The organism is Nocardiopsis sp. M1B1 (assembly GCF_052466615.1).
This window is the reverse complement of sequence record NZ_CP196194.1, coordinates 1,173,448-1,195,113: the sequence shown is the minus strand read 5'-3', so window position 1 is coordinate 1,195,113 and position 21,666 is coordinate 1,173,448. Positions and strand designations below refer to the sequence as shown.

Sequence of the window (21,666 nt, the reverse complement as noted above, 5' to 3'; positions counted from 1 at the left end):
CGCCGAGCGTAAAGCGGCTCAGTTTCACGGGGGTTGTGCGGTGTTACGCGGAGGAAAAAAGCGAACAATGGCTGTGGTGGTTATGACCACCGGGGGTCTGCGTGAACCATAACAATCGCCGAAAAAACGGGGCGTGTCCACTTCCGCGGAGAGTGGTGTAGGACTCACGGGTTCGGGAGGACGAAGGGGGCTATCCTTGGAACCGAGAGAGGAGACCACTCCCACCTGCCCCGACGAACCGCTCCTCCCTTCCCGCCCCGGAACCGGCCCCCGGCGGGGCATGGCGGACACCACACCCATTCCCCGGCGGACGAATAACCGTTTTCGCCCCGACCTCTCTAGAGAAATACCCAGCAAAGCTTTTCTCATGCATTCGTCAGGTGCGGATGCACGTGCGGCGGAATGTGCGGCGGCCTTCCTGCCTGAGGGGACGCGGATTTTCCCCCGCCTTCGGAGCGCGCCGTTTTCCGCCGGCGCCCGCCCCCGCCCGGCCGCCCCGGCGCCCCGGCCGTCGCGCCACGACGCCGCGCCCCGCTCCGGCGGGTCCGGACCGCCCCGCACGCGCGCGAGGCCCCCTTGCACATCGCACCGCTCGTTGTCAAGGGTGCGCGCTCCCCCAAACCCCCATAGCCGCACACCACCTGACGTGGGGGGACAGGATGCGGGTCCGGCGCGATCACTTGCCATGACCCCCTCGGCCCGCTCACACTTGGTACCGATGGAGCGCGTACTCGCAGGCGGCGCACGCCGCGGGAACCCTCCGGGCCGCCGCCCGACCGGACTCCCCACCTCCGGACGGAGCGCGCCCCAAGATCCGCACCGAACCATCCAGACTGGAGTGAGCATGGCCGTCCACCCTCGGGTGCAGACGCTGGCCCAGACCTTTCTCGCGCACGCCGACCAGGAGGCCCCCGGCCTGGTCGAAGGCCTCTACCTGACCGGTTCGGTCGCCCTCGGCGACTTCCGCCCGCACGCCAGCGACGTCGACTTCGTGATCGTCACCGGCCACACGCCCGGCAGGCGCGAACTGGAGCTGCTGCGACGCGTCCACGCGCGCACCCGCGCCGCAGCCACCGGACCCCAGTTCAACGGCATCCACGTCACCTGGGACGACCTCACCCGCGACCCCGCGGCCTGCGGCCCGGTCGCCTCGGTGATCGGCGGCCGGTTCCGCAACCGGGCCAGCGCCGACGTCAACCCCGTCACGTGGCACATCCTCGCCGAGCACGGCGTGACCGTGCGCGGCCCGCACCCGCTCGAACTGGACGTGTGGGACGAGCCCGAGAGCCTGCGCGCCTGGTCGCTGGGCTCCCTGGACGAGCAGTGGCGCCGCTGGCGCGAGAAGGCGGGCCGTCTGGTCACGCCGCGCGGCCTGGCCGCCCTGGGCTCCCTGGCGCCCTCCTGGAGCGTGCTGAGCGTCAGCCGCCTGCACTTCACCCTCAAGACCGGGGAGATCACCTCCAAGACCGGCGCGGGCGCCTACGCCCTGCACGCCTTCCCCGACCGGTGGCAGCGCATCGTCAACGAGTGCCTGCGCGTGCGGCGCAACACCAGCGCGCCCTCCCTGTACGAGAGCGCTCTGGCCCGGCGCAGGGCCGCCCTGGACTACATCGAGATGGTGCTGGACGACTCCCTGCGCCCGGGCCTGGCCGCGGCCTGAGCCGCCCGGAGCAGCCCGCGGGGTCCGGATTCTCCGCTTCCGTACCGCCGGGAGCACGCTCCCGACTACCCTGGGGCACATGACCATGCGCCCCATCGTCCGTTTCGGCGACCCCGTCCTCGTCACGCCCACCACACCCGTCACCCGCTTCGACAAGCACACCCGGGCGCTGGTGGACGACCTCCTGGAGACGGTCGAGGCCCCCGGGCGGGCGGGCCTGGCCGCCAACCAGATCGGCGTGGGCCTGCGCGTGTTCAGCTACAACGTCGAGGGCCGGATCGGCTACGTGATCAACCCGAGGATCGCCGAGCTGTCGGAGGAGGTCCAGGAGGGCGACGAGGGCTGCCTGTCGGTCCCCCGGCTGTGGTACCCCGCCGCCCGGGCCGAGCGCGCCGTCGTCACGGGGGTGGACCTGCGCAACGAGCCGGTCACCGTGGAGGGCACGGGGTTGATGGCCCGCTGCCTCCAGCACGAGACCGACCACCTCGACGGCATGGTCTACATCGAGCGCCTGGCCCCGCAGACGCGCAAACAGGCCCTGCGCGACATCCGCCGCTCGGACTGGTTCATGCCCGCCGAGCCCCCCGAGCCCGCGGGCGTCCAGCTGCCCAGCGCCTTCGGCGGCGCGAGCTGAGCGGCTCCCGGCGCCGCCTCCGGTGGGCCCGGAGCCGGAACGGTCGGCCGGGGGTCGGTCCGGTCCCCGGCTGCGGGTATCTTCGGACACATCCCCGCGCAGTCTCCCAAGTCACGTGAGTAACGCACTAGGCATGTAACGCCAAGATCTCGTATGGTCTGCTGAGCATCTCCCGTCGCCGCGGCTCCCCCCTTCACACACCGCAGGCCAACCGGATGCGCTCGGACCATCCTCGGAGCAGACATGACACCCACTCCTCCCTCATCCGCGCGCGGCAGCCGCGCCGCCCTGTCCCTCGCCGCCCTGGCGGCGGCCCTGCTGGTCGCCCTGCCCGGAACGGCGCTGGCGGAGCCGGACAACGACGACGTGGACATCGACGAACTGAACCGGCGGGCCGAGGAGCTGGAGGAGAGCTACGACGGCGAGCTCCTCCAGTTCAACGAGATCAAGGACCGAGTGGAGAAGGCCGAGGATGACCTGGAGGAGGTCGAGGGGCGCCTGGAGGCCTCCCGGAGCGGTGTGTCCACCATCGCCTCCACCCAGTACAAGAGCGGCGGCGGCCTCGACCCGGCGTTCCAGGTGATCTTCTCCAGCGACCCCGAGAGCATGTTCGCCGACGCCGCGACGCTGAACTACCTCGGGCAGAGCCAGTCCGAGCAGATCTACGACCTCATCCAGACGCGGGACGAGGCCGCCCTGGTCAACGAGGAGCTCCAGACCGAGCTGGCCGAGGCCGAGGAGCTCGTCGAGACGCTGGAGGAGGAGCGCGAAGAGGTCGAGGCCAAGATCGAGGAGTACGAGGCGGAGCAGATCCCCGAGACCCCGGGCAACGGAAGCATCCCGGCCAGCGCGCAGGGCTGGGGCTGGGACGGGGCCACGCCGCGCATGGCGGCCATCCGCGACGAGATCGTGCAGAACTTCGGCGCCCCCTACCCGGTCGGCTGCCTGCGCTCCAGCGCCGACGACCACGGCGTGGGACGGGCCTGCGACTTCATGATGAGCGCGGGCGGCGCGCTGCCCTCGGCCGCCAACCAGTCCCTGGGCTCGCAGATCTCCCAGTACGGGATCGACAACGCCGACCGGCTGGGCATCAAGTACATCATCTGGGAGCAGCAGATCTGGCACTCCGCGTCCCGTCAGTGGAAGTGGATGGAGGACCGGGGCGACAACACCCAGAACCACTACGACCACGTGCACATCTCGTCGTACTAGCCGTCCGGGGCGGGCCGCCCCGGACGCGCCCCGCCGGAGCGGCGGGCTCAGCCGCGCGCGCGGCCCCCGCGCCCCACGCGCCCGCCGAGGGCGAGCGGCACCGAGGCCAGCAGCGCCACGGCCGTGACCGCGAACGCCGGCCCGTACCCGGTCAGCTGGATCAGCAGTCCCAGGACCACCGCCCCGGCTCCCGAACCCGCGTCGTAGCCGATGTTCCACACCGCGCTGGCCCGGCCGTACCCGGCCGGACCGGCGCGGTTCAGCATGAGGGTGACGGTCTCGTTCTGGACCGCGCCGAAGCCGAGGCCGAACACGGCCGATCCCAGGAGCACCAGCAGCGCCGTCCCGGCGCCCGGCGCGTCCCCGACCGACCACAGCGCGGCGGTGACCAGGGCCATCCCCGCGACCGCGCCGACCATGCCCGGCAGCAGCAGGAGGGTGCGCCGGTGGCGGTCGTGCAGCATCCCGGCGGTCCACCGGCCCGCCACCACCGCGAGCGCGTAGGCGGCCAGGGCGCCGCCCACCAGCCACGCCGCCCGCTCCAGGGGGATGGCCAGGAAGGTGATGATCGCGCTGGCCGACGAGGCGGTCAGCAGCATGAGCACCAGCGGCGCCGCCAGTGCCCGCAGCAGCGGGCGGCCCGCGGACGCGTCCGCGGCGGGATCACCGGCCGGGGCGGGGTCCGGGCCGGGGGCGGCGGTCCGGACCGTGCTCCGCAGCGCCGCCCGGTTGCGGCCGCCGTCGGCGTACCAGATGCCCCAGGCCAGGGCCCCGCCCAGGACCGAGCACAGACCGGTGAGCCAGAACGCGGTGTCGAAGCCGATGTTGAGGGCCAGCGCCACGCCGCCGGGCAGGATGAGCACCTGCGGCAGGCCGACCGCCAGCCCGTAGTAGCCGGTGGCCCGGCCGACCTGGTGGTGCGGGACCAGGCGGGCGGCGAGCACGGTTCCGGCGACGCTGACCATGCCGAAGCCGACGCCGCGCACCGCCGAGACGGCCACCAGCGGGCCCAGGTCGGCGGTGAGGGCGAACAGCGGGGTGGGCAGTCCCATCACCAGGGCGCCCACCGGGAACGCCCAGCGGTAACCGCCCCTCTCCAGCAGCCAGGGCATGGCGAGCTGGGTGAGCACGGTGGTGAGCATGAAGACGGCGGTGGTGCTCCCGGCGCCGAACTCGCCCGCGCCGCCCCGGGTGGCCCACAGGGGGACCAGGGGCAGGACGGCGGCGAAGCCGCAGAGGCCGACCGCGGTCGCCGCGATGAGCAGGGCGAAGCCCCGTCCGCGCAGACCGGGGAGGGTGGGCGGGGTGGTGCCGGTGGTGCCGCTGTCGTCGGCCGCCCCGGTCGGGGCCGCCTCCGAGGGTGTTCCGTTCCCGGGTGAGGACGAACGAGATCGGATCATCCGTCCTTTGTAGCCGACACGCGCACACCTGTCGACGCGGTGCCGATCCGCCCTGCTCAGCCGTCCGTCCGGGCGTTCCCGCCGCCGACCTTCTCCGCGAGCCAGTCGCGGACGCGCGCGGTCAGCTCGGGGGTCACGGCGCGTTCGGCATGCCCCATCCCCGGGATGATCCACAGGTCGCGCGGCTCCCGGGCGGCGTCGTGGATGGCGGTGGCGTGGGAGACGGGGAAGTAGGCGTCGGAGTCGCCGTGCACGACCAGCAGGGGCGTCGGGGAGACCTTCCCGGCGATCTCACGGGGTTCGGCGGGTACGGGGTCCCACTCCTTGTCGACGACCCTGACCTTGCGGAAGCCGCGCAGGAACAGGCGCCCCGCTCTGCGGCCGATGCCCAGGTGGAGCAGCCGCATGGCGCGCGTCCCCCTGTAGTACCAGCGGCTGGGACCGCTGACCGAGACCACCGCGTCCATTCCGCCGTAGATGGCGGCGTGCCGGATCGCGACGGCCGCGCCCATCGAGAACCCCACGGTCGAGAGGGAGGTGTAGCCGAGTTCGCGCATGCGGACGGCGACCGCCTCCAGGTCGTGGATCTCCGCGTTGCCGACGGTGCTGAGCCCGCCGGAGCCGTGGTGACCGCGGAAGTCGAAGGTCATCACGTCGCCGAACGGGAGCAGCGCTTCGGCGACGGCACGCGTGCTCGGGTTGCGGTGGGTTCCGGTGAACCCGTTGGCGAGGATCACGGCGGTGGTGCGGGACCCGGCGCCGCGCAGGAGCACGGCGTCGATACCGACCCCGTCGGAGGTGGTCAGCCGGTAGCGGTGTTCACGGGGTTGGGCGCGCGGGTGGTCAATGGCGTCGGACACCCCACTATCGTGCCCGATCAGCTCCAGCGGTCGGGGTCGGACCCCGGTGTGGTGTTTCCGTCACCGTAACGGCGGTCGATCCACTCGTCGGGGTACAGGCGGCGTTGCGCGGGGTCCTCCCCGCGGCGGTCACCGCCCGGGAGGTCGTCGCGGGAGGGGTCTCCCGGCGCCCGGTGGGAGGGGAGGGGTTCGGGGCGGGAGGCGCCGGGGTACAGCGGGGCGTCGGGGAACGGGCTGTCCGGGCGGTGGCCGCCGTAGCCGACCGGGTCGCCACCGCCGAAGCGGTCGCCGTAGCCGGAGGAGGGTCCCGCGGTGGACAGAGCGCTGTACAGGTCCTGCTGGTCCTGCTGGTCCTGCTGGGAGGTGCCGCCGTGGCTGTGGGGACCGCTGTTGCTGTAGGGGTCGCTGGAGCCGAAGTCCCTGCTCTGGGCCGGGAGGTCCCCGTAAGCAGAGTGCCCGCTGTGGCCGGGGTTCCCTCCCTGGTCCGGAAGGCCCCCGTAGACCGGGGGGCCACCGTGACCAGGGGTGTCGCCGTAGCCCGACACGGCTCCGTGGGACGGGGTCCCGTGGGCGGGAGTCCCCGTGCCCGGCGGCACCGCCGTGGCCGCGCCCCCGTCCTCCTCCTCTGCGGTCAACAACAGCTCCCCGGTGGCGGGTCCGTCCTCGTACCCGTGGCCGTGGTCCTCGTACTCGTCGTACCCGTCGTAGGCCTCGGGGTCCCCCTCCTCCTCGTACCGGTCCCGCTCCCCCGCCTCGCGGACGTCGGCGGGCGGGAAGACCAGGGAGCGCAGGTTGAGCGCCACGTGGACCAGGACCGGCACCCAGACGCTTCCGGTCCCCAGGTACAGGACGGTGAAGAGGGCGCCGGACGCACCGGCGCTGATCAGGCCCCACCAGCCCTGGTAGAGGTGCGCGACGGAGAACAGCAGCACCGACAGCACGGCGGCGACCCACAGCGGCACGCCCATGCTGGCGACCAGGAGGATGAACAGGCCCCGGTAGAGCAGTTCCCCGAACACGCCCCCGGTGACGGCCACTCCGGCGGCCATCGCCCGTTCGGCGGTGGTGCGCGGTGCGAGCAGCCCCCGGTCGCGCTCGGGTTCGGGAAGGCTGAGCGGCGCGGAGGAGCGCCGTCCGCGGGCGCTCCCGCCCTGGTCGCGCCTGCCGCGCGCCGACCTCCCGCCGCGGCCGCGACCACGGCCGGAGCGCCCGGGCCCCTTCGGAAGCCCGTTGACCAGCAGCCAGAACACCGTGAGGGCGAGCAGGCCGCCGACTGCGCCGCCCGCGATCGGCCCCCACTCGTCGGGCAGGCGCAGGCCCAGGTCCGCGGCGACCAGGTCCGGCGAGAGCAGCAGCACCCCGAAGACCACCAGGCCCCACAGCACGTGGACGCCCATGGTGACGGCGTGCAGGAGTGTGAGGGCGCGCGCGTCGCCGTCGCGCCTACGGGACAGCCACGTGAACGCCCTCCTGCCGAGGAGGGGTTCGCCGAGGGCCGCGAAGAGGAGCAGCAGGACCGTCAGAACGGTCCCGGCGAGGCTGAACTGAGGGAGAGACTCCGACCATGGCACGGGGCAATAGTAGGGGTCCGAAACAAGTCATAGTGCACATGCCGTATCTCACCCACGGCTGCTCCCGCTCCTGACCACCTCTTGCCGTGCGGCCCGAGAAGGGCGACCGTAGAAGTGACACAGGTCACAGTGTGGACGGGCCGCCCGTTCCCGTGCGGCCACCGCTCGGACCACGAAGGGCTGGGTAGCAGGGATGGCAGATCGCAACGTCAACGGAACCGGAGCCTCAGCCGGAGCCGTACCGAGGGCCGACGGGCCCCGCGACATCCGCAACATCGCGCTGGTCGGACCGTCCGGCGCCGGGAAGACGAGCCTGGTCGAGGCGCTGCTCGCCGCCGCCGGGGAGATCGGTCGCCCCGGCAGCGTCGAGGAGGGCACGACCGTCAGCGACCACGACGAGGTCGAGATCCGGCAGGGGCGGTCGATCGACCTCACCGTCAACCCGGTCATGGTCGGCGACGTCAAGGTCAACCTGCTGGACACCCCCGGGTACGCGGACTTCATCGGCGCGATGCGCGCCGGACTGCGCGGGGCCGACGCCGCACTGTTCGTCGTGTCCGCCCTGGAGGGCGTGGACGGCCGCACCCGAGTGCTGTGGGAGGAGTGCGCCGCCGTCGGCATGCCCCGGGCGGTGGCCGTCACCAGGATCGACCACCCGCGCGCGGACTACGACGAGGTGGTCGCCCAGTGCCGGGAGGCGTTCGGTCCGGGCGTGCACCCCGCCTACGTCCCGGCCGTGGAGGGCACGGGGGACGAGCGCCGCGTGGTCGGCGTGTGGGGGCTGGTCTCCGAGCGGTACTACGACTACTCCGGCGGTTCCGACGGCGCCGAGCGCGCGAAGCGTTCCGGCCGCTCCGGAGGGGGCGGACCCGGGTCGGCCCCCTCGGCGCGTCCGGTGCCGGACTGGCTGCGCGAGGCGGCGGGACCGCTCCGGGAGACCCTCGTCGAGGAGGTCATCACCGAGAGCGAGGACGAGGTCCTCATGGAGCGCTACATGGAGGGCGGCGAACTCGACCCCGACCTGCTCATCGACGACCTCCAGAAGGCGGTCGCCGCGGGCGGCTTCCATCCCGTCCTGGCGATCAGCACCACGACCGGGGTGGGTGTGCGCGAACTGCTGCGCGAGCTGCCGCTCTCGTGCCCGGACCCGACCCGGCGCCCGTTTCCCGAGACCTTCACGCCGGAGGGCGGACCGGTGGCGGGGCTGTCCTGCGATCCGGACGGCCCTCTCGTCGCGCAGGTCCTGAGCACCGCCGTGGACCCGTACGTGGGCCGGGTGAGCCTGGTGCGCGTCCTCTCGGGGACCCTGCGCCCCGACACCCGGGTCCACCTGCACGGTCACGGGGTCCCGTGCGGGCTGACCGGCCATGATGAGCTGGACCGGACCGGCAACGACGAGCGCACGGGACCGCTGTCCGTGCCGCTGGGCCGCGAGAACCGGCCGGTGGGCCAGGCGGTCGCCGGAGACCTGTGCCTGGTGGCGAAGCTGCCCGACGCCCGCACCGGCGACACCCTCTCCGAGCCGGAGCGGCCGGTGCGCGTGGCGCCGTGGCGCTTCCCGCGTCCGCTGCTGCCGGTGGCGGTGAGCGCGGCGTCCTCGGGGGACGAGGACAAGCTGTCGCACGCGGTGGCCCGGCTGGTGGCGGAGGACCCGTCCCTGCGGGTGGAGGTGAACGCCGAGACCCACCAGATGGTGCTGTGGAGCCTGGGCGAGGCGCACCTGGACGCCGCGCTGGACCGGTTGGAGCACCGCCACGGGGTGCGGGTCCGAACCGGGGAGGTGCGCGTGCCGCTGCGGGAGACCTTCGCGGTTCCGGCGCAGGGCACCGGGAGGAACGTGAAGCAGAGCGGCGGGCACGGGGAGTTCGGTGTCTGCCGGATCCGCGTGGAGCCGCTGGAGTCGGGCGCGGGCCTGGAGTTCGTCGACGAGATCGTGGGCGGGGTGGTGCCCCGCCAGTTCGTCCTGTCCGTGGAGAAGGGCGTGCGCGCGCAGATGGCGGACGGCGTCGGGACGGTGGCCGGTGCGAGGGGCGGCGCGGGGTCGGGGGACGGAGCGGACCCCGGGGCGGGGTACCCCCTGGTGGACATCCGGGTGACGCTCTACGACGGCAAGGCGCACTCGGTGGACTCCTCGGACATGGCCTTCCAGAAGGCGGGGCGGCTGGCGCTCAGGGACGCGGCGGCCGCGGCGCGGCTGGCGGTGCTCGAACCGGTGGACGAGGTGTCCGTGGAGGTGGACGACACCTACCTGGGCGCGGTGCTGAGCGACCTGTCGGCCCGGCGCGGCCGGGTGGTGGGGACCGAGTCGGTGCGGGGCGGCCGGGCGGTGGTGCGCGCGGAGGTGCCGGAGCTGGAGATCGTCCGGTACGCGGTGGAGCTGCGGTCGATCTCGCACGGTACGGGCGTGTTCAGCCGGGAGTACGCGCGGCACGAGCCGCTGCCCGCGCAGGCGGCGGCACGGCTGGCCGGTCGGGGCTAGGCAGTGTTTTTTGGACCTCCGCTCCGCTTCGGTCCGTGTTCGGGCGCCCGGAGAACGGGAACCTTCGGCGCCTCCGGTGAGACGGCTCGTTCCTCGCAGTCTCACCTCCGCCGCCTCCAGAACCCCGTGGGCGCCCGAACCAACCCCCCACAAGCTGAGACCGGTTCAAAAAACAGACCCTAGGGCGGACCGCCCCTAGAAGACCCTTCCCGGCCTGGTGCGGTCGGCCAGGGCGGCGAAGCGGAACGTGTTCACGGGGTGGCTGGACAGGAGGTTGACCAGCAGCACGAAGAAGTCCGTGTCGGTGCGGGCGCGGGCGGCGATGTCGTGGAAGTCCACGGCCGGGTACAGGTACTTGCCCGCGGCGAGCACCCGCAGCCCCTGCATGCCCTCGGGGCAGAACGCGTGGGCGTGGTTGTCCGCGGTGTACTCCTGCGCGCGGCTCAGGCTGGTGCCCACGCCGGGGATCACGTTGGCCACCGAGATCCCGAACTGGCGCCAGAACGACGTGTGGCCCGCCGCGATGTGGCCGACCTCGTGGCCGATCACGAACCGCAGCGTGTCGTTGTCGGCCAGGCGGTCGCCCACCTCGAACAGGTCGCTGGTGACGGCCACGTAGCGCCGGAAGCCGTGCCCGGAGGCGAACGCGTTGAGCTCGCCGTTGCCCAGCACGACGTAGGCCTCGGGCACCCGCTTCATGCGGAACGCGGCGGCGGCCTCGGCGACCATCCGGTGCGCCTCGGGGAACTGCTTCTCGGTGATGCGCACCCCGTTGACCCGCTGGCGCGCGTACTGCTGCCCGCGCACGAAGTACACGAGCGCGGGGATGCTCAGCAGGAGCAGCGGCTGGTTGGGCTCACCCGAGTAGGCGCGACTGACCGCGCCCACCACGGCGAGCAGGGTCACCCCCACGCACACGACCAGAAGGGGGATCTCCCGGGGATGGCGCAGCCGGCGTTCCCCCATCCGTGGTCAGAGGCGGTACTCGGAGCCGGGACGGTCGTCGTCGGGGGGCGGGGGCGGACCCCCGTAGGAGGGGCCGGACGGCGGGCGCGGCCGGTCGTCCTCCTCCAGCAGCGCGGCCATGTCCGCGGACAGCGTGGACTCCTCGGTCTTGCCGTCGCGCCACTCCTGGCGGTGCTCCTCGTCCTGGGCCTCCATCACGGACTCCATGTCGGCCTCGTGGGTGGACTTGGCCCGGTCCTCGTCCGGCGCGGGCCACGGGGACCGGGGCCGGTCCTCCTCGGGGGCGGGCCAGGCGGTCTGCGCCCTGTCCTCGTCCGGCGCGGGCCAGGCGGTCTGGGCCCGGTCCTCGTCCGGCGCGGGCCAGGGGGACTGCGCCCGCTCCTCGTCCGGGGCGGGCCAGGACGAGGCGAGGTAGGCGCTGTCGTAGGCGTCGTTGGGCGCGTCCCCGGCCGCCGCCTTCGGGCTGTCGTCGCCCAGGTAGGACAGCGCGGCCACGGTGATCGCGGCCAGCCCGGCGCGCAGGGTGGGCTCCCGGGCGGGCGCGAAGAACGGCGAGTGGGTGCTGGGGACGTTGCCCATCTTCTCGTACGGGGTGTCGCCGGGGGCGGCCTCCCACACGTCGTGGGGGGTGGCGCCGACGAACCAGAACACGTACGGGATCGGCTGCGGGTCACCGGGCAGGCCGAAGTAGCCGAAGTCCTCGGTCGCCGGGAACGGGTCGGGCAGGTGGATGACGTACTCGTCGCCGAAGTAGGCGTGGTGCGCGGCGGCCACGTCGGCGGTGCTCTGGGGGTCGTTGCGGGTGACGCCCGCGCCCTGGAAGCGCTCGATCTCGGGCTCGCGGGCGGCTCCGGAGGCGGCGGCCTCGGCGCGCACGATCCGCTCGATGGCCGCTTCGAGCTGGGCGGACACGTTGTCGTTGAGGGCCCGGGTGTTGATCTCCAGGTAGGCCTCGTCGGGGATGATGTTAGCCTTGGTCCCCGCCTGGATCCTACCGACGGTGAGCACCGCCATCTCGCTCGGGCTGACCTCGCGGGAGACCACGCCCTGGAGGCGGGTGACGATGCTCGCCGCGATGAGGACCGGGTCCACGGTCGTGTTCGGCTGGGAGGCGTGGCCCCCCTCGCCGTACACGCGCACGCGGTAGGAGTTGGAGGCGCCGAGGATGACCCCGGCGCGATGGGAGATCAGTCCGGCGGGCTGCGGGCCCAGGTGCTGGCCGAGGATGACGTCGGGGCGGCCGAAGCGGTCGAACAGCCCGTCCTCCAGCATGGCCTGCGCCCCGTCGAGGGTCTCCTCGCCCGGCTGGGCGACGACCATCACGGTCCCGGCCCACTCGTCGCGGGTCTCCGAGAGCAGGTCGGCGGCGCCCACCAGGCACGCGGTGTGGGCGTCGTGCCCGCAGGCGTGCATGACGGGGACCTCGGCGCCCTCGTCGTTGGCGGCGCGGGCGGTGCTGGCGTAGGGCAGCCCGGTCCTCTCCTCCAGCGGGAGCGCGTCCATGTCGGCGCGCAGCATCACCGTGGGCCCCGGTCCGTTGCGCAGGATGCCGACCACGCCGGTTCCCCCGACGCCCTTGTGGACCTCGTAACCGGTCCGGGTGAGCCACTCGGCGACACCGCTGGCGGTGCGGTGCTCGGCGTGGGAGAGCTCGGGGTTCTTGTGCAGGTCGACGTAGAACCCCTCCACGAGCGGGAAGAGCTCGTCGAGGAGTCGCATGACCACGTTCCCGTGCTGAGCGGCACGGTTGGGGTCCACCGCGTGCGGCACGGCTTCCACCGCCTTCTTCCGTATTATCGACCGGGTCGGAACCGCCCGTCTGACGAGAGCAGCCTAGCGGCGCGTCCGCCGCGGCCACACAGTCAGCCGCGTGACCTCCGCGGGCCGGGTCCGGAGCAGACCCGGCCCGTCACCCTCTGTAGAAGACGGTGGCGCGGATGGGTTAGTGTCTGCACACGGAAAGCTACCCCCGGCCGAACCGCTCGTGTCACAGACGTTTCACGAGCCCCACCCTCACCTCAATCGAGGCAGGACTCCGGCATCTTTCCAGCGATCTCCGGAGAACCGCTGGCATACTTTGCTACATCACAGTAAGGTAACGCAGCACATGTTCATTCATCCGACCTTACGGTGTCCCCCTCGCGCCCCACGCGGCACCGCGCCACCCGCGTTCCGGCCCCACGGTCGGCCCGCGGGCCGTGTGCACGGCCGGAAGAGAGCACACACGTCCCAGAAGCAGATGATCTCGGAGTCCACTCGTGGCCTCATCCATGACCAGTCCGGCATCCCAGCGTCAGGAACCGGGGCACGGCGCGGTCGCCCCCACCACGTCGGCCCCGGGTCCAGGCCGTGACGCCCGTCTGGACAATGCCAAGTTCGTCCTGATCGCCCTGGTCGTCGTCGGCCACGCGATCGGCTCACTCGACTACGGGCCAGCCAGCACGCTGTACTACTGGATCTACTTCTTCCACATGCCCGCGTTCATCATGATCAGCGGTTACCTCTCGCGCTCCTTCGACGCCTCGTCGAAGCGCGTGGAGAAGCTGGTCCTTTCACTGCTGGTCCCTTACCTGGTCTTCTGGACCATTCACCAGAGCATCTACGCCGTGGAGCGCGGCGGCCTGCCCGAGTCCATGTCGGTGCTCCAGCCGACCTACGCCCTGTGGTTCCTGGTCGCCCTGTTCCTGTGGCGCCTGAGCGTGCCCATATGGAAGCGGCTGCGCTGGCCCGTGCTCATCGCCGTGGCCATCTCGGTGTTCGGCGCCACGGCCAGTCTCGGCGGTACGCTCTCCCTGGGCCGCGTCGTGAGCTTCCTGCCGTTCTTCGTCCTCGGTCTCTGCCTGCGGCGTGAGCACTTCGCGTACCTGGACAGGCTGTGGGTGCGGATCGGGTCCGTGCTGGTGCTGGGGGCGACGGCGGTACTGGCCGTGCCCATCTCCGAACACATGAGCCGCTCCTGGCTCTTCTGGAACAGCAGCCTCACCGACCGGGACATCGACCCGATTCTGCCCAGCCTGGGTCTGCGGGTGGGCTTCATGGTCCTCGCATTGGTGATGACCTTCGCCGTGCTCGCGCTGACCCCGAAGCAGCACACCTGGTTCACGTCCCTCGGCTCCTACACCCTGTACGTGTACCTGGGGCACTCGGTCATCATCGTCCTCCTGCAGGCGGCGCCCTGGTACGGGCACCTGTCCGGTGTCATGGAGATGACCGCCGTGATCCTCGTGGCCCTGGGTGTGACCCTGCTGCTGTGCACCCCGTGGGTGCGCGCGGGCATGCGCTGGGCCGTGGAACCGCAGCTGACGTGGTTCCTTCGCCAGGACTCCGCGCTGCGCGCGCCGAGCGGCGCCGGGAAGGCAGACGGCGCCGGGAGGACCGGCGGCGAGAACGGCGACGGCGGCGGACGCGAGAAGGAGAAGGCCGGAGTCTGATCCGGCTTCCGCGCGAGGGGCGCGGTGTACACGGGAGGGGCGGGTCCGCTTCGGCGCGGACCCGCCCCTCCCGTGTCGTTCCCTCCCGCGGCGGGGAGGGCCGGCTCAGCTCCCGCTGGTCGGATGCGGGGCCGCGGGGGCGCCGGGGACGGCGCCCGAGGCCAGCAGCTGGCGGCGGCGCGCCTCGAACCTGTTCGTGTCCTTCCACAGCCGCAGCACCAGGACCACCTCGAAGAAGGCCAGCGCCAGGACGGAGAACACCGCGACGGGGATGATCAGGCTGTTGAGCGGGGTGAAGAGGGAGACCAGCGCGGTCACCGGGGCCACCACGCACAGGAACATCTCGAACTCGATGCCGCTGAACAGGTGCGGGCGCACCCGGTGGCGCAGGAGCCGGTCGCGCACGCGCGGGTAGAGGCCGGTCGGGGCGGGGGTGCCCGGGCGGGCCGGGGTCTCCCCCATGTCCTCGTCCTCGGGGTCGGCCTCGCGCTGGGCTGCGGCGAGCCGTTCGGTGTCCCCGGTCAGCTCGGCGAGGGTCTGGTTCATGGTCCGGCGGGTCTTGGCGACCTGGGGGCCGTTGAGGTAGCGCAGCAGGTCGAAGAAGACCACCACCGGCGCCGCGATCAGGTAGACCTCATGGCCGGTGAGCAGCCACTGGCCGATCAGCAGCGCCATCACGCAGCCGAAGAAGCGGATGCGGTCGAAGACGAAGTCTACCCAGCTGCCGAAGACCGTGCCGGTGCCCTTGAGCCGGGCGATCTTGCCGTCCATGCAGTCCAGCACGAAGCTGAGGTGGAAGAGCAGTCCGCCCGCCAGCAGCCAGGCCCAGTTCCAGCTCTCGGCGCCCGGCACGAGGACCGGCGCGACGAAGCACAGCATGGAGAGCAGGCCGAAGACCCCCGCCCCCAGCGTCAGCTGGTTGGGCGTGATGTTAGTGCGGTTCGCGGTCCAGACGACGAGGCGTCCGGCCAGGGGGTCCACCAGGAAGACCGTCCACCAGGCGTCCTTCGCCTTGTAGGTCTCTTCCTTGACTTGCGCGAAAGTGAAACGCGGCATGCGGGCTCTCCAGGAACGCCCATCCGGGCCCCGGCGCCCGACGAAGCGCTGGCAGGGGCGGGGAAAGGCTGTGTCGGCGGGGATCCGGGTCATCATGCCAGATCGGAGGTCGACCGACCTAATTCGTGACGGCATACTTGACCGGTAAGAGGGGGATCAACAGGCGGCCGCGCGCGGCATGCGGCGGATGGTCCACCCCCTTCGGTCTCGACCGAGGTAGAGGCATTGCGTTTTCTCAACGACCAGGCACCCCAGCAGGACCTGACCTACAGCGACGTGTTCATGGTCCCCAACCGGAGCTCCGTGGGCTCCCGGCTCAGCGTGGACCTGTCGTCGCCGGACGGCACCGGCACCACGATCCCGCTGGTCGTGGCGAACATGACCGCGGTCGCCGGGCGCAGGATGGCCGAGACCGTCGCCAGGCGCGGCGGTGTCGCGGTCATCCCGCAGGACATCCCCCTCGACGTGGTCTCCGACGTCGTCTCCTGGACCAAGCAGCGGCACCTGGTGTACGACACCGCCATCACGCTCAACCCGTCCAGCACGGTCGGCGAGGCGCTCAACCTGCTGCCCAAGCGCGCGCACAACGCCGTGATCGTGGTGGACGGGGAGCGCAGGCCCGTCGGCGTGGTCACCGAGGCCGACTGCGCCGGAACGGACCGCTTCGCTCAGCTGCGCGACGTGATGTCCACCGAGCTGATGACCATCCCGGCGGGCACCGAGCCGCGCGAGGCGTTCGGGATGCTGCACGACTTCCGCCACCGGCTGGCCCCGGTCGTGGACGGGAACGGCGCCCTGGTGGGCGTGCTGACCCGCACGGGCGCGCTGCGCTCCACCCTGTACACGCCCGCCGTGGACGCGGACGACCGCCTGCGCGTGGCCGCGGCCGTCGGCATCAACGGCGACGTGGCGGGCAAGGCCGCCGAGCTGCTGGAGGCCGGGGTGGACACCCTGGTCATCGACACCGCGCACGGCCACCAGGAGAAGATGCTGAGCGCGGTCTCCAAGGTGCGCGCGCTGTCGCCGCGGGTGCCGATCGTGGCGGGCAACATCGTCACCGCCAAGGGCACGCGCGAGCTGATCGAGGCGGGCGCCGACATCGTCAAGGTCGGTGTGGGCCCGGGCGCGATGTGCACGACCCGCATGATGACCGCCGTGGGCCGCCCCCAGTTCTCCGCCGTGCTGGAGTGCGCCGAGGCGGCGCGCGAGCTGGGCGGGCACGTGTGGGCGGACGGCGGCGTGCGCCACCCGCGCGACGTGGCCCTCGCCCTGGCCGCGGGCGCGTCCAACGTGATGGTGGGCTCGTGGTTCGCGGGCACCTACGAGTCGCCGGGCGACGTCATGCGCGACGCCGAGGGCAGGCAGTACAAGGAGAGCTTCGGCATGGCGTCGGCCCGCGCGGTCCGGCTGCGCACCGCCGAGGACTCCCCGTTCGAGCGGGCCCGCAAGGCGCTGTTCGAGGAGGGCATCTCCACGGGCCGGATGTACCTGGACCCGGAGCGCCCCGGCGTGGAGGACCTGATCGACCAGATCGTCGCCGGTGTGCGCAGCTCGATGACCTACGCGGGCGCCTCCTCGCTGGCGGAGTTCCACGAGCGCGCCGTGGTGGGCGTGCAGAGCGCCGCCGGGTACAACGAGGGGCGCCCGGTTCCCACCAGCTGGTAGGGCTGTGTTTCCGCGCCCTCGCGGGCTCGGCCGGGGCTCCGGGCGCGGGAAACCAGGGGTCCGGTGTCCCCGCCCGGGTCAGTCGGTCCGGCCCTCCTTCGCGGCGAGTACCGCCTTGCGGTGCTCGCCGCAGAGCTTGTCGGCGTGCCGGACCGGCTCGGGCACGCGGTACTTGGGCGAGAGCCGCAGCACCAGCTCGGCCGCGCCCTCCAGGTCCACCCGGTGGCCGACGGACACGTAGACGGGCTTGACCCCCCTGCGGGTGCGCAGCACGCGTCCGATCACCTCCTTGCCCTGGTCGGCCAGCGCGAAGGAGTCGGGGACCACCTCCGAGCGCCCGGCCACCATGGGCGTCCACGACCCCCGTTCCTCACCGGGCACGCTGTGCCTGCCGAACAGCACCGACTTGGCCGACCCCACCACCGGCAGGTCCAGGAGCACCCCCAGGTGGCAGGCGACCCCGAAGCGGCGGGGGTGCGCCAGGCCGAAGCCGTCGCACAGGTACACGTCCGGGGTCACCTTGAGCTGCCCCAGCGCCTCCAGGACCGGCGGGGACTCGCGGAACCCGAACAGCCCCGAGATGTAGGGGAAGGACGGCTCCGAGGAGATGGCGACGGACTCGACCACCTCCAGGGTCCGCACGTCCATGACCACGGCCGCCGCGGAGAGCGCCGTGTTGTCCGTGGCGTAGCTGACGTCCAGCCCGGCCACCAGCCGCACCGCGTCCACGTCCAACGGCTCCACGCGGACCCGGTCGGCGAGCCCGCGCTGGAGCGCGACGGCCTCCTTGGGGTCGCTGGGCCAGTTCTCCGGGTCGTCCAGGACCCTCGCGACCCGCTCGGAGATCTCCGACATCCCGATCCTCCCGTTCGTTCGGTGGTACGCGTCCTCCCATCCAATCCCACTACCCGGTCGCGCGCGGTGCACGGGGGAGGGCGGCGGCGCTGTGCGACACTCCACAGCTCCCGGTGCCCGGAGGAGGCGTATGCGCGCTGTACGGTGGTTTCCGCAGTTTTGCACTGACTGGTCAGTTCAAAAACGGAAGGGGGCCGAGGGATGAGACGGGCGACCGGAGCTCGTGTACAGGCCGAGGGCGTCGGGCTCGCCACCCGGGAGGGCCCCGTGTACACGGGCGTGGGGTTCACGGCCCGGCCGGGCACGCTCACCGTCTTCCGGGCCGACTCCGGGGGCGGGCGCAGCGCCCTGCTGCTCACCCTGACCGGCCGGATGCGCCCCTCGGAGGGAACGCTGTACGTGGACGGCCACGCCCTGCCCCGGCACGCGCGCCGGGTCCGCCGGATCAGCTCGCTCGGGCTGATGGACGAGGTCAACCCCCTGGACGAGCGGCTCCGGGTCCGCGAGCACCTGTCCGAGGGGCTGCTGCTGCGCATGCGCCCCGCCGCGCGGAGCCTGGCCGATGAGGCCATGGAGGCCGCGGGGCTGGGCGGGCTGGACCGCCGGTCACTGGTGCGGGAGCTGTCCATGGTCGAACGGCGCCGTCTCGGGCTGGCCCTGGCCCTGCTGGCCGAACCCCGGCTGCTGGCCGTCGACGACGTCGACGGCGGCCTGGAACCCGGGCATCAGGCCGACCTGTGGCGCACCCTCAAGGCGCTGGCGGACGACGGGCTGACGGTGGTCGCCACCTGCGCCGACTCCGGCGAGCTGGCCGGGGTGGCCGGGCCGGACACCCAGGGGCCGATCCCGCTGCGCCAGGACGCGGGCGACCCGTCCGGCTCCGCCGCCGGGGAGCCGTCCGCCTCCGCAACCGCAGGCGCGGGCTCCGCGGGCGGCGCGTCCGCCGTGGGGCCGGGCGCCGCCGGGCTCCGCGGGCGGCACCGCCGCCACGTCGGCCTGGACATCCTGCGCGGCGGCCGGAAGGAGGGCGGGGACCGTGGCCCGGCGTAGGCGTTCGCGCCCGATCGCGCGCCCCCTGGCGGTGCCCCGGCTCGGGCTGCTGACCGTGCGCTCCTTCCTGCGCTCGCCGCTGCCCGCCGCCGCGCTGGCCGCCCTCCTGCTCATCCCCCTGCTCTACTCGGGGATGTACCTGTGGTCGTTCTGGGACCCCTTCGGCCGGATGGAGCGCCTGCCGGTCGCCCTCGTCAACGAGGACGAACCGGTCGAGGCCGGAGGCCGCGAGGTCGACGCCGGGGGTGAGCTCACCGACACCCTCCTGGAGCGGGGGGACCTGGACTGGCACCCGGTGAGCGCCCGGGAGGCCGCGCGCGGTGTCGCCGACGGCACCTACTACGTCTCCCTGACCATCCCCTCCGACTTCAGCGCCGACCTGACCTCCCCCTCCCGCGACCGGGAGTCCCCCACCCCGGCGACCCTGGAGGCGCACTACAACGACTCCAACAGCTTCATCGTCCGCCAGCTGGCCGGAAGCGCGTTCCGCGAGATCCAGGAGGCCGCCGCGGCGTCGGCGATCAACGGCTACCTGGACCAGATCTTCCTCGGGTTCAACGAGATCCACGGCAGGACCGAGGAGGCCGCCGAGGGGGCCGACGAGCTGTCCGGCGGCGCGGACGAGGCCGAGGAGGGGTCCTCGGAACTGTCCGGGGGCGTGGGCGAGGCGCACACGGGCGCCGGGGAGCTCAGCGGCGGCCTCGACCAGCTGTACTCCGGTTCGCAGGATCTGGCCGACGGAGCCGCGACCGCCTCCGAGGAGGTCTCGGCCCAGGTGGACAAGCTCGACGCACTGGCCGACGAGTGGCTGCCCCGGCTGGAGGAGGACATCCCCTCCCTCCAGGAGCACGCCGGGAACGCCGCCGAGGTCACCGCGGCCCTGTCCGCGGCCCTGGAGGAGCTGCCGGAGGTCGACACCGGGGCCCTGGAGGAGGTGGACGAGCGTCTGGCGTCCTACCTGGGAGAACACCCCGGGCTGGAGACCGAGGACCCCGACCTGTACACCCTGCTGTGCGACCTCCAGGCGGCCGTGGACACCGCTGAGTCGGCGGCCGGGTTCGTCGAGGACAACCGCGACGCGATCACCGCGACCGCCGAGGACGCGGCCGCGCTGAGCGCGGAGGCCGCCGCGCTCTCGGAGGACCTTCCCTCGATGGTGGAGAAGGCGGAGGACGCCCGGGAGCGGGCCGACGAGCTGGACGAGGGCCTGGCCGAGCTGGCCGAGGGGTCCGCGCTGCTGCGCGACGGGCTGGCGGAGTCCGCCGACGGCGCCGGTGACCTCGACGAGGGGCTGGGCGAGCTCAGCGGCGGCGCCGACGAGCTGCACTCGGGCCTGGAGGAGCTGGCCTCGGGCTCCGACGAGCTCGCCCGGGGGCTCGACGAGGGCGCGGACCAGGTTCCCACCTACTCCGAGCAGGGGCGCGACGACGCCTCCTCGACGATGAGCCGTCCGGTGCGGCTGGACAGCGCCGTCTCCAACGAGGCGCCCGACTACGGGACGGGGTTCACGCCGTTCTTCGTGCCGCTGTCGCTGTGGGTGGGCGCGATGGTGGTGTTCATGGTGCTGCCCGCGCTGTCCTCGCGGGCCCTGGCCTCCTCGGCCCCCTCCTGGCGGGTGGCGCTGGCCGGGCGGGTCGCCCCGCTCCTGCTCGGCGTCGGCCAGGTGCTGGTCATGATGGCCGCCCTGCACCTGCTGCTGGGCCTGGAGGCGGGGAACTGGCCGCTGCTGATCGCCTTCCTGGTGCTGACCGCCGCCGCGTTCGCCGCGACGGTGCAGTACCTGAACGTGGCCTTCGGCGCGGCGGGGCGGGTGGTGGCGCTGGCGCTGCTGGTGCTCCAGCTGACCTCGGCGGGCGGAACGTACCCGATCGAGACCAGCCCGGCCTTCTTCCAGGCCGTGGGGCCGTTCCTGCCGCTGCACTGGGGCGTGACCGCGCTGCGCCACATGATCGGCGGCGGTGACCCGGACCTGGTCCGGACGGCGTTCGGGGTGATGGCGCTGTGGCTGGTGGTGCCTTTGCTGCTCACCTGGTGGACGGTGGAACGCAAGCGCGTGTGGACGATGGGCGCGCTCCACCCGGCGCTGAAGCTGTGACGCGGGCCGGGGTGACGGACATGGCGCGTCCTGTACGAGTATGGGCGAGAATGGAACGGATGAGTGCGAGCACGTCCGACCACCCCGTGAGCGGCCGCCGCGAGGCCACCCGGCGGCGCCTGTTCGAGGCCGCGGTCACGCTGATCTCCGAGCAGGGGTACGGCGCGACGACCGTGGACGAGATCGCCGAGCGCGCCGGGGTGGCCAAGGGCACCGTCTACTACAACTTCGGCGGCAAGGGCGAACTGTACGCGGCGCTGATGGAGTGGGGCGTGACCCGGCTGGCCGACACGCTCAAGGGCGCGGTGCCCCCTCCCGGGGCCGGCGCCGCCCCCCGCGAGGCGCTCGCCGCCGTGCTGCGCGCCGGGGTGGAGTTCATCGGCGAGCACGAGTCCCTGGCCCGCCTGCTCATGGCGGAGGCCTGGCGGACCAACCGGGCCTGGTACGCCACGGTCCTCCAGATCCGCACCGAGGCGATCGGGGTCATCACCGGCCTGCTGGACGACCTGGCCTCGGAAGGGTCGCTGCGACCGGACCTGGACACCGGCCTGGCCGGGTCCGCCCTGTTCGGCATGGTGGTGACGGTGGCACTGGACTGGCGCACGCTCCAGCCCGGGCGTCCCGTCGAGGAGGTCCACACGGCGCTGGCCCGCATGGTCGGCGGCCTGGTCGGCCCCGCCGCCTCCCCCGACCGTACGAGCACCACGGACACCTGAGAGGACGTACCGCGCG

At 72.7% G+C, this 21,666-nt stretch carries 16 protein-coding genes; 9 read left to right on the top strand and 7 right to left on the bottom strand.

Annotated elements, in window-relative coordinates; translation table 11 throughout:
• Nucleotides 1-844: 844 nt before the first annotated feature.
• The 3 genes from ACSTA4_RS05340 (at nucleotide 845) to ACSTA4_RS05330 (ending at nucleotide 3,506) form a co-directional block, all read left to right on the top strand.
• Nucleotides 845-1,660: an aminoglycoside adenylyltransferase domain-containing protein gene (locus ACSTA4_RS05340; RefSeq protein ID WP_444962625.1), complete on the top strand. Its 816-nt coding sequence runs from the start codon at nucleotides 845-847 to the stop codon at nucleotides 1,658-1,660.
• A gap of 79 nt (nucleotides 1,661-1,739) precedes the next feature.
• A complete protein-coding gene (def, locus tag ACSTA4_RS05335; protein WP_444962624.1) occupies nucleotides 1,740-2,294 on the top strand; it encodes a peptide deformylase in 555 nt (184 codons plus the stop codon).
• A 243-nt stretch (nucleotides 2,295-2,537) separates the two neighbouring features.
• Nucleotides 2,538-3,506: a coiled-coil domain-containing protein gene (locus ACSTA4_RS05330; RefSeq protein WP_444962623.1), complete on the top strand. Its 969-nt coding sequence runs from the start codon at nucleotides 2,538-2,540 to the stop codon at nucleotides 3,504-3,506.
• Between the two features lie 47 nt (nucleotides 3,507-3,553).
• On the opposite strand, the gene ACSTA4_RS05325 is transcribed toward ACSTA4_RS05330, so the two are convergent.
• Genes ACSTA4_RS05325 through ACSTA4_RS05315 form a run of 3 tightly spaced genes read right to left on the bottom strand, consistent with a single transcriptional unit; the run spans nucleotide 3,554 to nucleotide 7,337 of the window.
• The gene (locus ACSTA4_RS05325; RefSeq protein WP_444962622.1) at nucleotides 3,554-4,906 is read right to left on the bottom strand and encodes an MFS transporter; all 1,353 of its coding nucleotides are present in this window, start codon (nucleotides 4,904-4,906) and stop codon (nucleotides 3,554-3,556) included.
• Nucleotides 4,907-4,962: 56 nt separating this feature from the next.
• A complete protein-coding gene (locus ACSTA4_RS05320) occupies nucleotides 4,963-5,766 on the bottom strand; it encodes an alpha/beta hydrolase (RefSeq protein WP_444962621.1) in 804 nt (267 codons plus the stop codon).
• A 17-nt stretch (nucleotides 5,767-5,783) separates the two neighbouring features.
• Nucleotides 5,784-7,337: a CPBP family intramembrane glutamic endopeptidase gene (locus ACSTA4_RS05315; RefSeq protein WP_444962620.1), complete on the bottom strand. Its 1,554-nt coding sequence runs from the start codon at nucleotides 7,335-7,337 to the stop codon at nucleotides 5,784-5,786.
• A 193-nt stretch (nucleotides 7,338-7,530) separates the two neighbouring features.
• Here ACSTA4_RS05315 and ACSTA4_RS05310 point away from each other — a divergent pair, with 193 nt between their 5' ends.
• Nucleotides 7,531-9,816: an elongation factor G-like protein EF-G2 gene (locus ACSTA4_RS05310; RefSeq protein ID WP_444962619.1), complete on the top strand. Its 2,286-nt coding sequence runs from the start codon at nucleotides 7,531-7,533 to the stop codon at nucleotides 9,814-9,816.
• Nucleotides 9,817-10,011: 195 nt separating this feature from the next.
• On the opposite strand, the gene ACSTA4_RS05305 is transcribed toward ACSTA4_RS05310, so the two are convergent.
• Entirely contained in the window at nucleotides 10,012-10,782 is a 771-nt protein-coding gene (locus tag ACSTA4_RS05305) for a M48 family metallopeptidase (RefSeq protein WP_248773687.1), read from the bottom strand.
• A gap of 6 nt (nucleotides 10,783-10,788) precedes the next feature.
• On the bottom strand, nucleotides 10,789-12,561 hold the full coding sequence (locus ACSTA4_RS05300) for an amidohydrolase (RefSeq protein ID WP_444962618.1): 1,773 nt from the start codon (nucleotides 12,559-12,561) through the stop codon (nucleotides 10,789-10,791).
• Between the two features lie 491 nt (nucleotides 12,562-13,052).
• Between ACSTA4_RS05300 and ACSTA4_RS05295 the strand changes: the two genes are divergently transcribed.
• On the top strand, nucleotides 13,053-14,213 hold the full coding sequence (locus ACSTA4_RS05295) for an acyltransferase family protein (RefSeq protein ID WP_444962617.1): 1,161 nt from the start codon (nucleotides 13,053-13,055) through the stop codon (nucleotides 14,211-14,213).
• 105 nt (nucleotides 14,214-14,318) lie between these two features.
• Here ACSTA4_RS05295 and ACSTA4_RS05290 read toward each other — a convergent pair whose 3' ends face one another.
• On the bottom strand, nucleotides 14,319-15,269 hold the full coding sequence (locus ACSTA4_RS05290) for a CDP-alcohol phosphatidyltransferase family protein (protein ID WP_444962616.1): 951 nt from the start codon (nucleotides 15,267-15,269) through the stop codon (nucleotides 14,319-14,321).
• Between the two features lie 225 nt (nucleotides 15,270-15,494).
• Between ACSTA4_RS05290 and ACSTA4_RS05285 the strand changes: the two genes are divergently transcribed.
• The gene (locus tag ACSTA4_RS05285; RefSeq protein ID WP_444962615.1) at nucleotides 15,495-16,934 is read left to right on the top strand and encodes a GuaB1 family IMP dehydrogenase-related protein; all 1,440 of its coding nucleotides are present in this window, start codon (nucleotides 15,495-15,497) and stop codon (nucleotides 16,932-16,934) included.
• A gap of 78 nt (nucleotides 16,935-17,012) precedes the next feature.
• Here the strand turns inward: ACSTA4_RS05285 and ACSTA4_RS05280 are convergent, their stop codons facing one another.
• Nucleotides 17,013-17,789: an endonuclease V gene (locus tag ACSTA4_RS05280; protein ID WP_444962614.1), complete on the bottom strand. Its 777-nt coding sequence runs from the start codon at nucleotides 17,787-17,789 to the stop codon at nucleotides 17,013-17,015.
• Between the two features lie 201 nt (nucleotides 17,790-17,990).
• On the opposite strand from ACSTA4_RS05280, the gene ACSTA4_RS05275 reads away from it, so the two are divergent.
• From ACSTA4_RS05275 to ACSTA4_RS05265, 3 genes are read left to right on the top strand one after another with little or no spacing between them, the layout of a single operon-like run.
• The gene (locus ACSTA4_RS05275; protein WP_444962613.1) at nucleotides 17,991-18,839 is read left to right on the top strand and encodes an ATP-binding cassette domain-containing protein; all 849 of its coding nucleotides are present in this window, start codon (nucleotides 17,991-17,993) and stop codon (nucleotides 18,837-18,839) included.
• Nucleotides 18,826-20,934 carry a YhgE/Pip family protein gene (locus ACSTA4_RS05270; RefSeq protein ID WP_444962612.1) on the top strand — a complete coding sequence of 703 codons (2,109 nt, stop codon included), beginning with the start codon at nucleotides 18,826-18,828 and terminating at the stop codon, nucleotides 20,932-20,934. The genes ACSTA4_RS05275 and ACSTA4_RS05270 overlap by 14 nt, the downstream gene beginning before the upstream one ends.
• A 50-nt stretch (nucleotides 20,935-20,984) precedes the next feature.
• A complete protein-coding gene (locus ACSTA4_RS05265; protein WP_444962611.1) occupies nucleotides 20,985-21,650 on the top strand; it encodes a TetR/AcrR family transcriptional regulator in 666 nt (221 codons plus the stop codon).
• Nucleotides 21,651-21,666 lie beyond the last annotated feature (16 nt).

What these genes read in the sequence shown, in the direction of transcription:
- ACSTA4_RS05310 (WP_444962619.1), top strand. Translation starts at nt 7,531, where the DNA reads ATGGCAGATCGCAACGTCAACGGAACCGGAGCCTCAGCCGGAGCCGTA.
- ACSTA4_RS05265 (WP_444962611.1), top strand. Translation starts at nt 20,985, where the DNA reads ATGGAACGGATGAGTGCGAGCACGTCCGACCACCCCGTGAGCGGCCGC.
- ACSTA4_RS05325 (WP_444962622.1), bottom strand. Translation starts at nt 4,906, where the DNA reads ATGATCCGATCTCGTTCGTCCTCACCCGGGAACGGAACACCCTCGGAG.
- def (WP_444962624.1), top strand. Translation starts at nt 1,740, where the DNA reads ATGACCATGCGCCCCATCGTCCGTTTCGGCGACCCCGTCCTCGTCACG.
- ACSTA4_RS05280 (WP_444962614.1), bottom strand. Translation starts at nt 17,789, where the DNA reads ATGTCGGAGATCTCCGAGCGGGTCGCGAGGGTCCTGGACGACCCGGAG.
- ACSTA4_RS05275 (WP_444962613.1), top strand. Translation starts at nt 17,991, where the DNA reads ATGAGACGGGCGACCGGAGCTCGTGTACAGGCCGAGGGCGTCGGGCTC.
- ACSTA4_RS05305 (WP_248773687.1), bottom strand. Translation starts at nt 10,782, where the DNA reads ATGGGGGAACGCCGGCTGCGCCATCCCCGGGAGATCCCCCTTCTGGTC.
- ACSTA4_RS05340 (WP_444962625.1), top strand. Translation starts at nt 845, where the DNA reads ATGGCCGTCCACCCTCGGGTGCAGACGCTGGCCCAGACCTTTCTCGCG.
- ACSTA4_RS05330 (WP_444962623.1), top strand. Translation starts at nt 2,538, where the DNA reads ATGACACCCACTCCTCCCTCATCCGCGCGCGGCAGCCGCGCCGCCCTG.
- ACSTA4_RS05295 (WP_444962617.1), top strand. Translation starts at nt 13,053, where the DNA reads ATGACCAGTCCGGCATCCCAGCGTCAGGAACCGGGGCACGGCGCGGTC.
- ACSTA4_RS05290 (WP_444962616.1), bottom strand. Translation starts at nt 15,269, where the DNA reads ATGCCGCGTTTCACTTTCGCGCAAGTCAAGGAAGAGACCTACAAGGCG.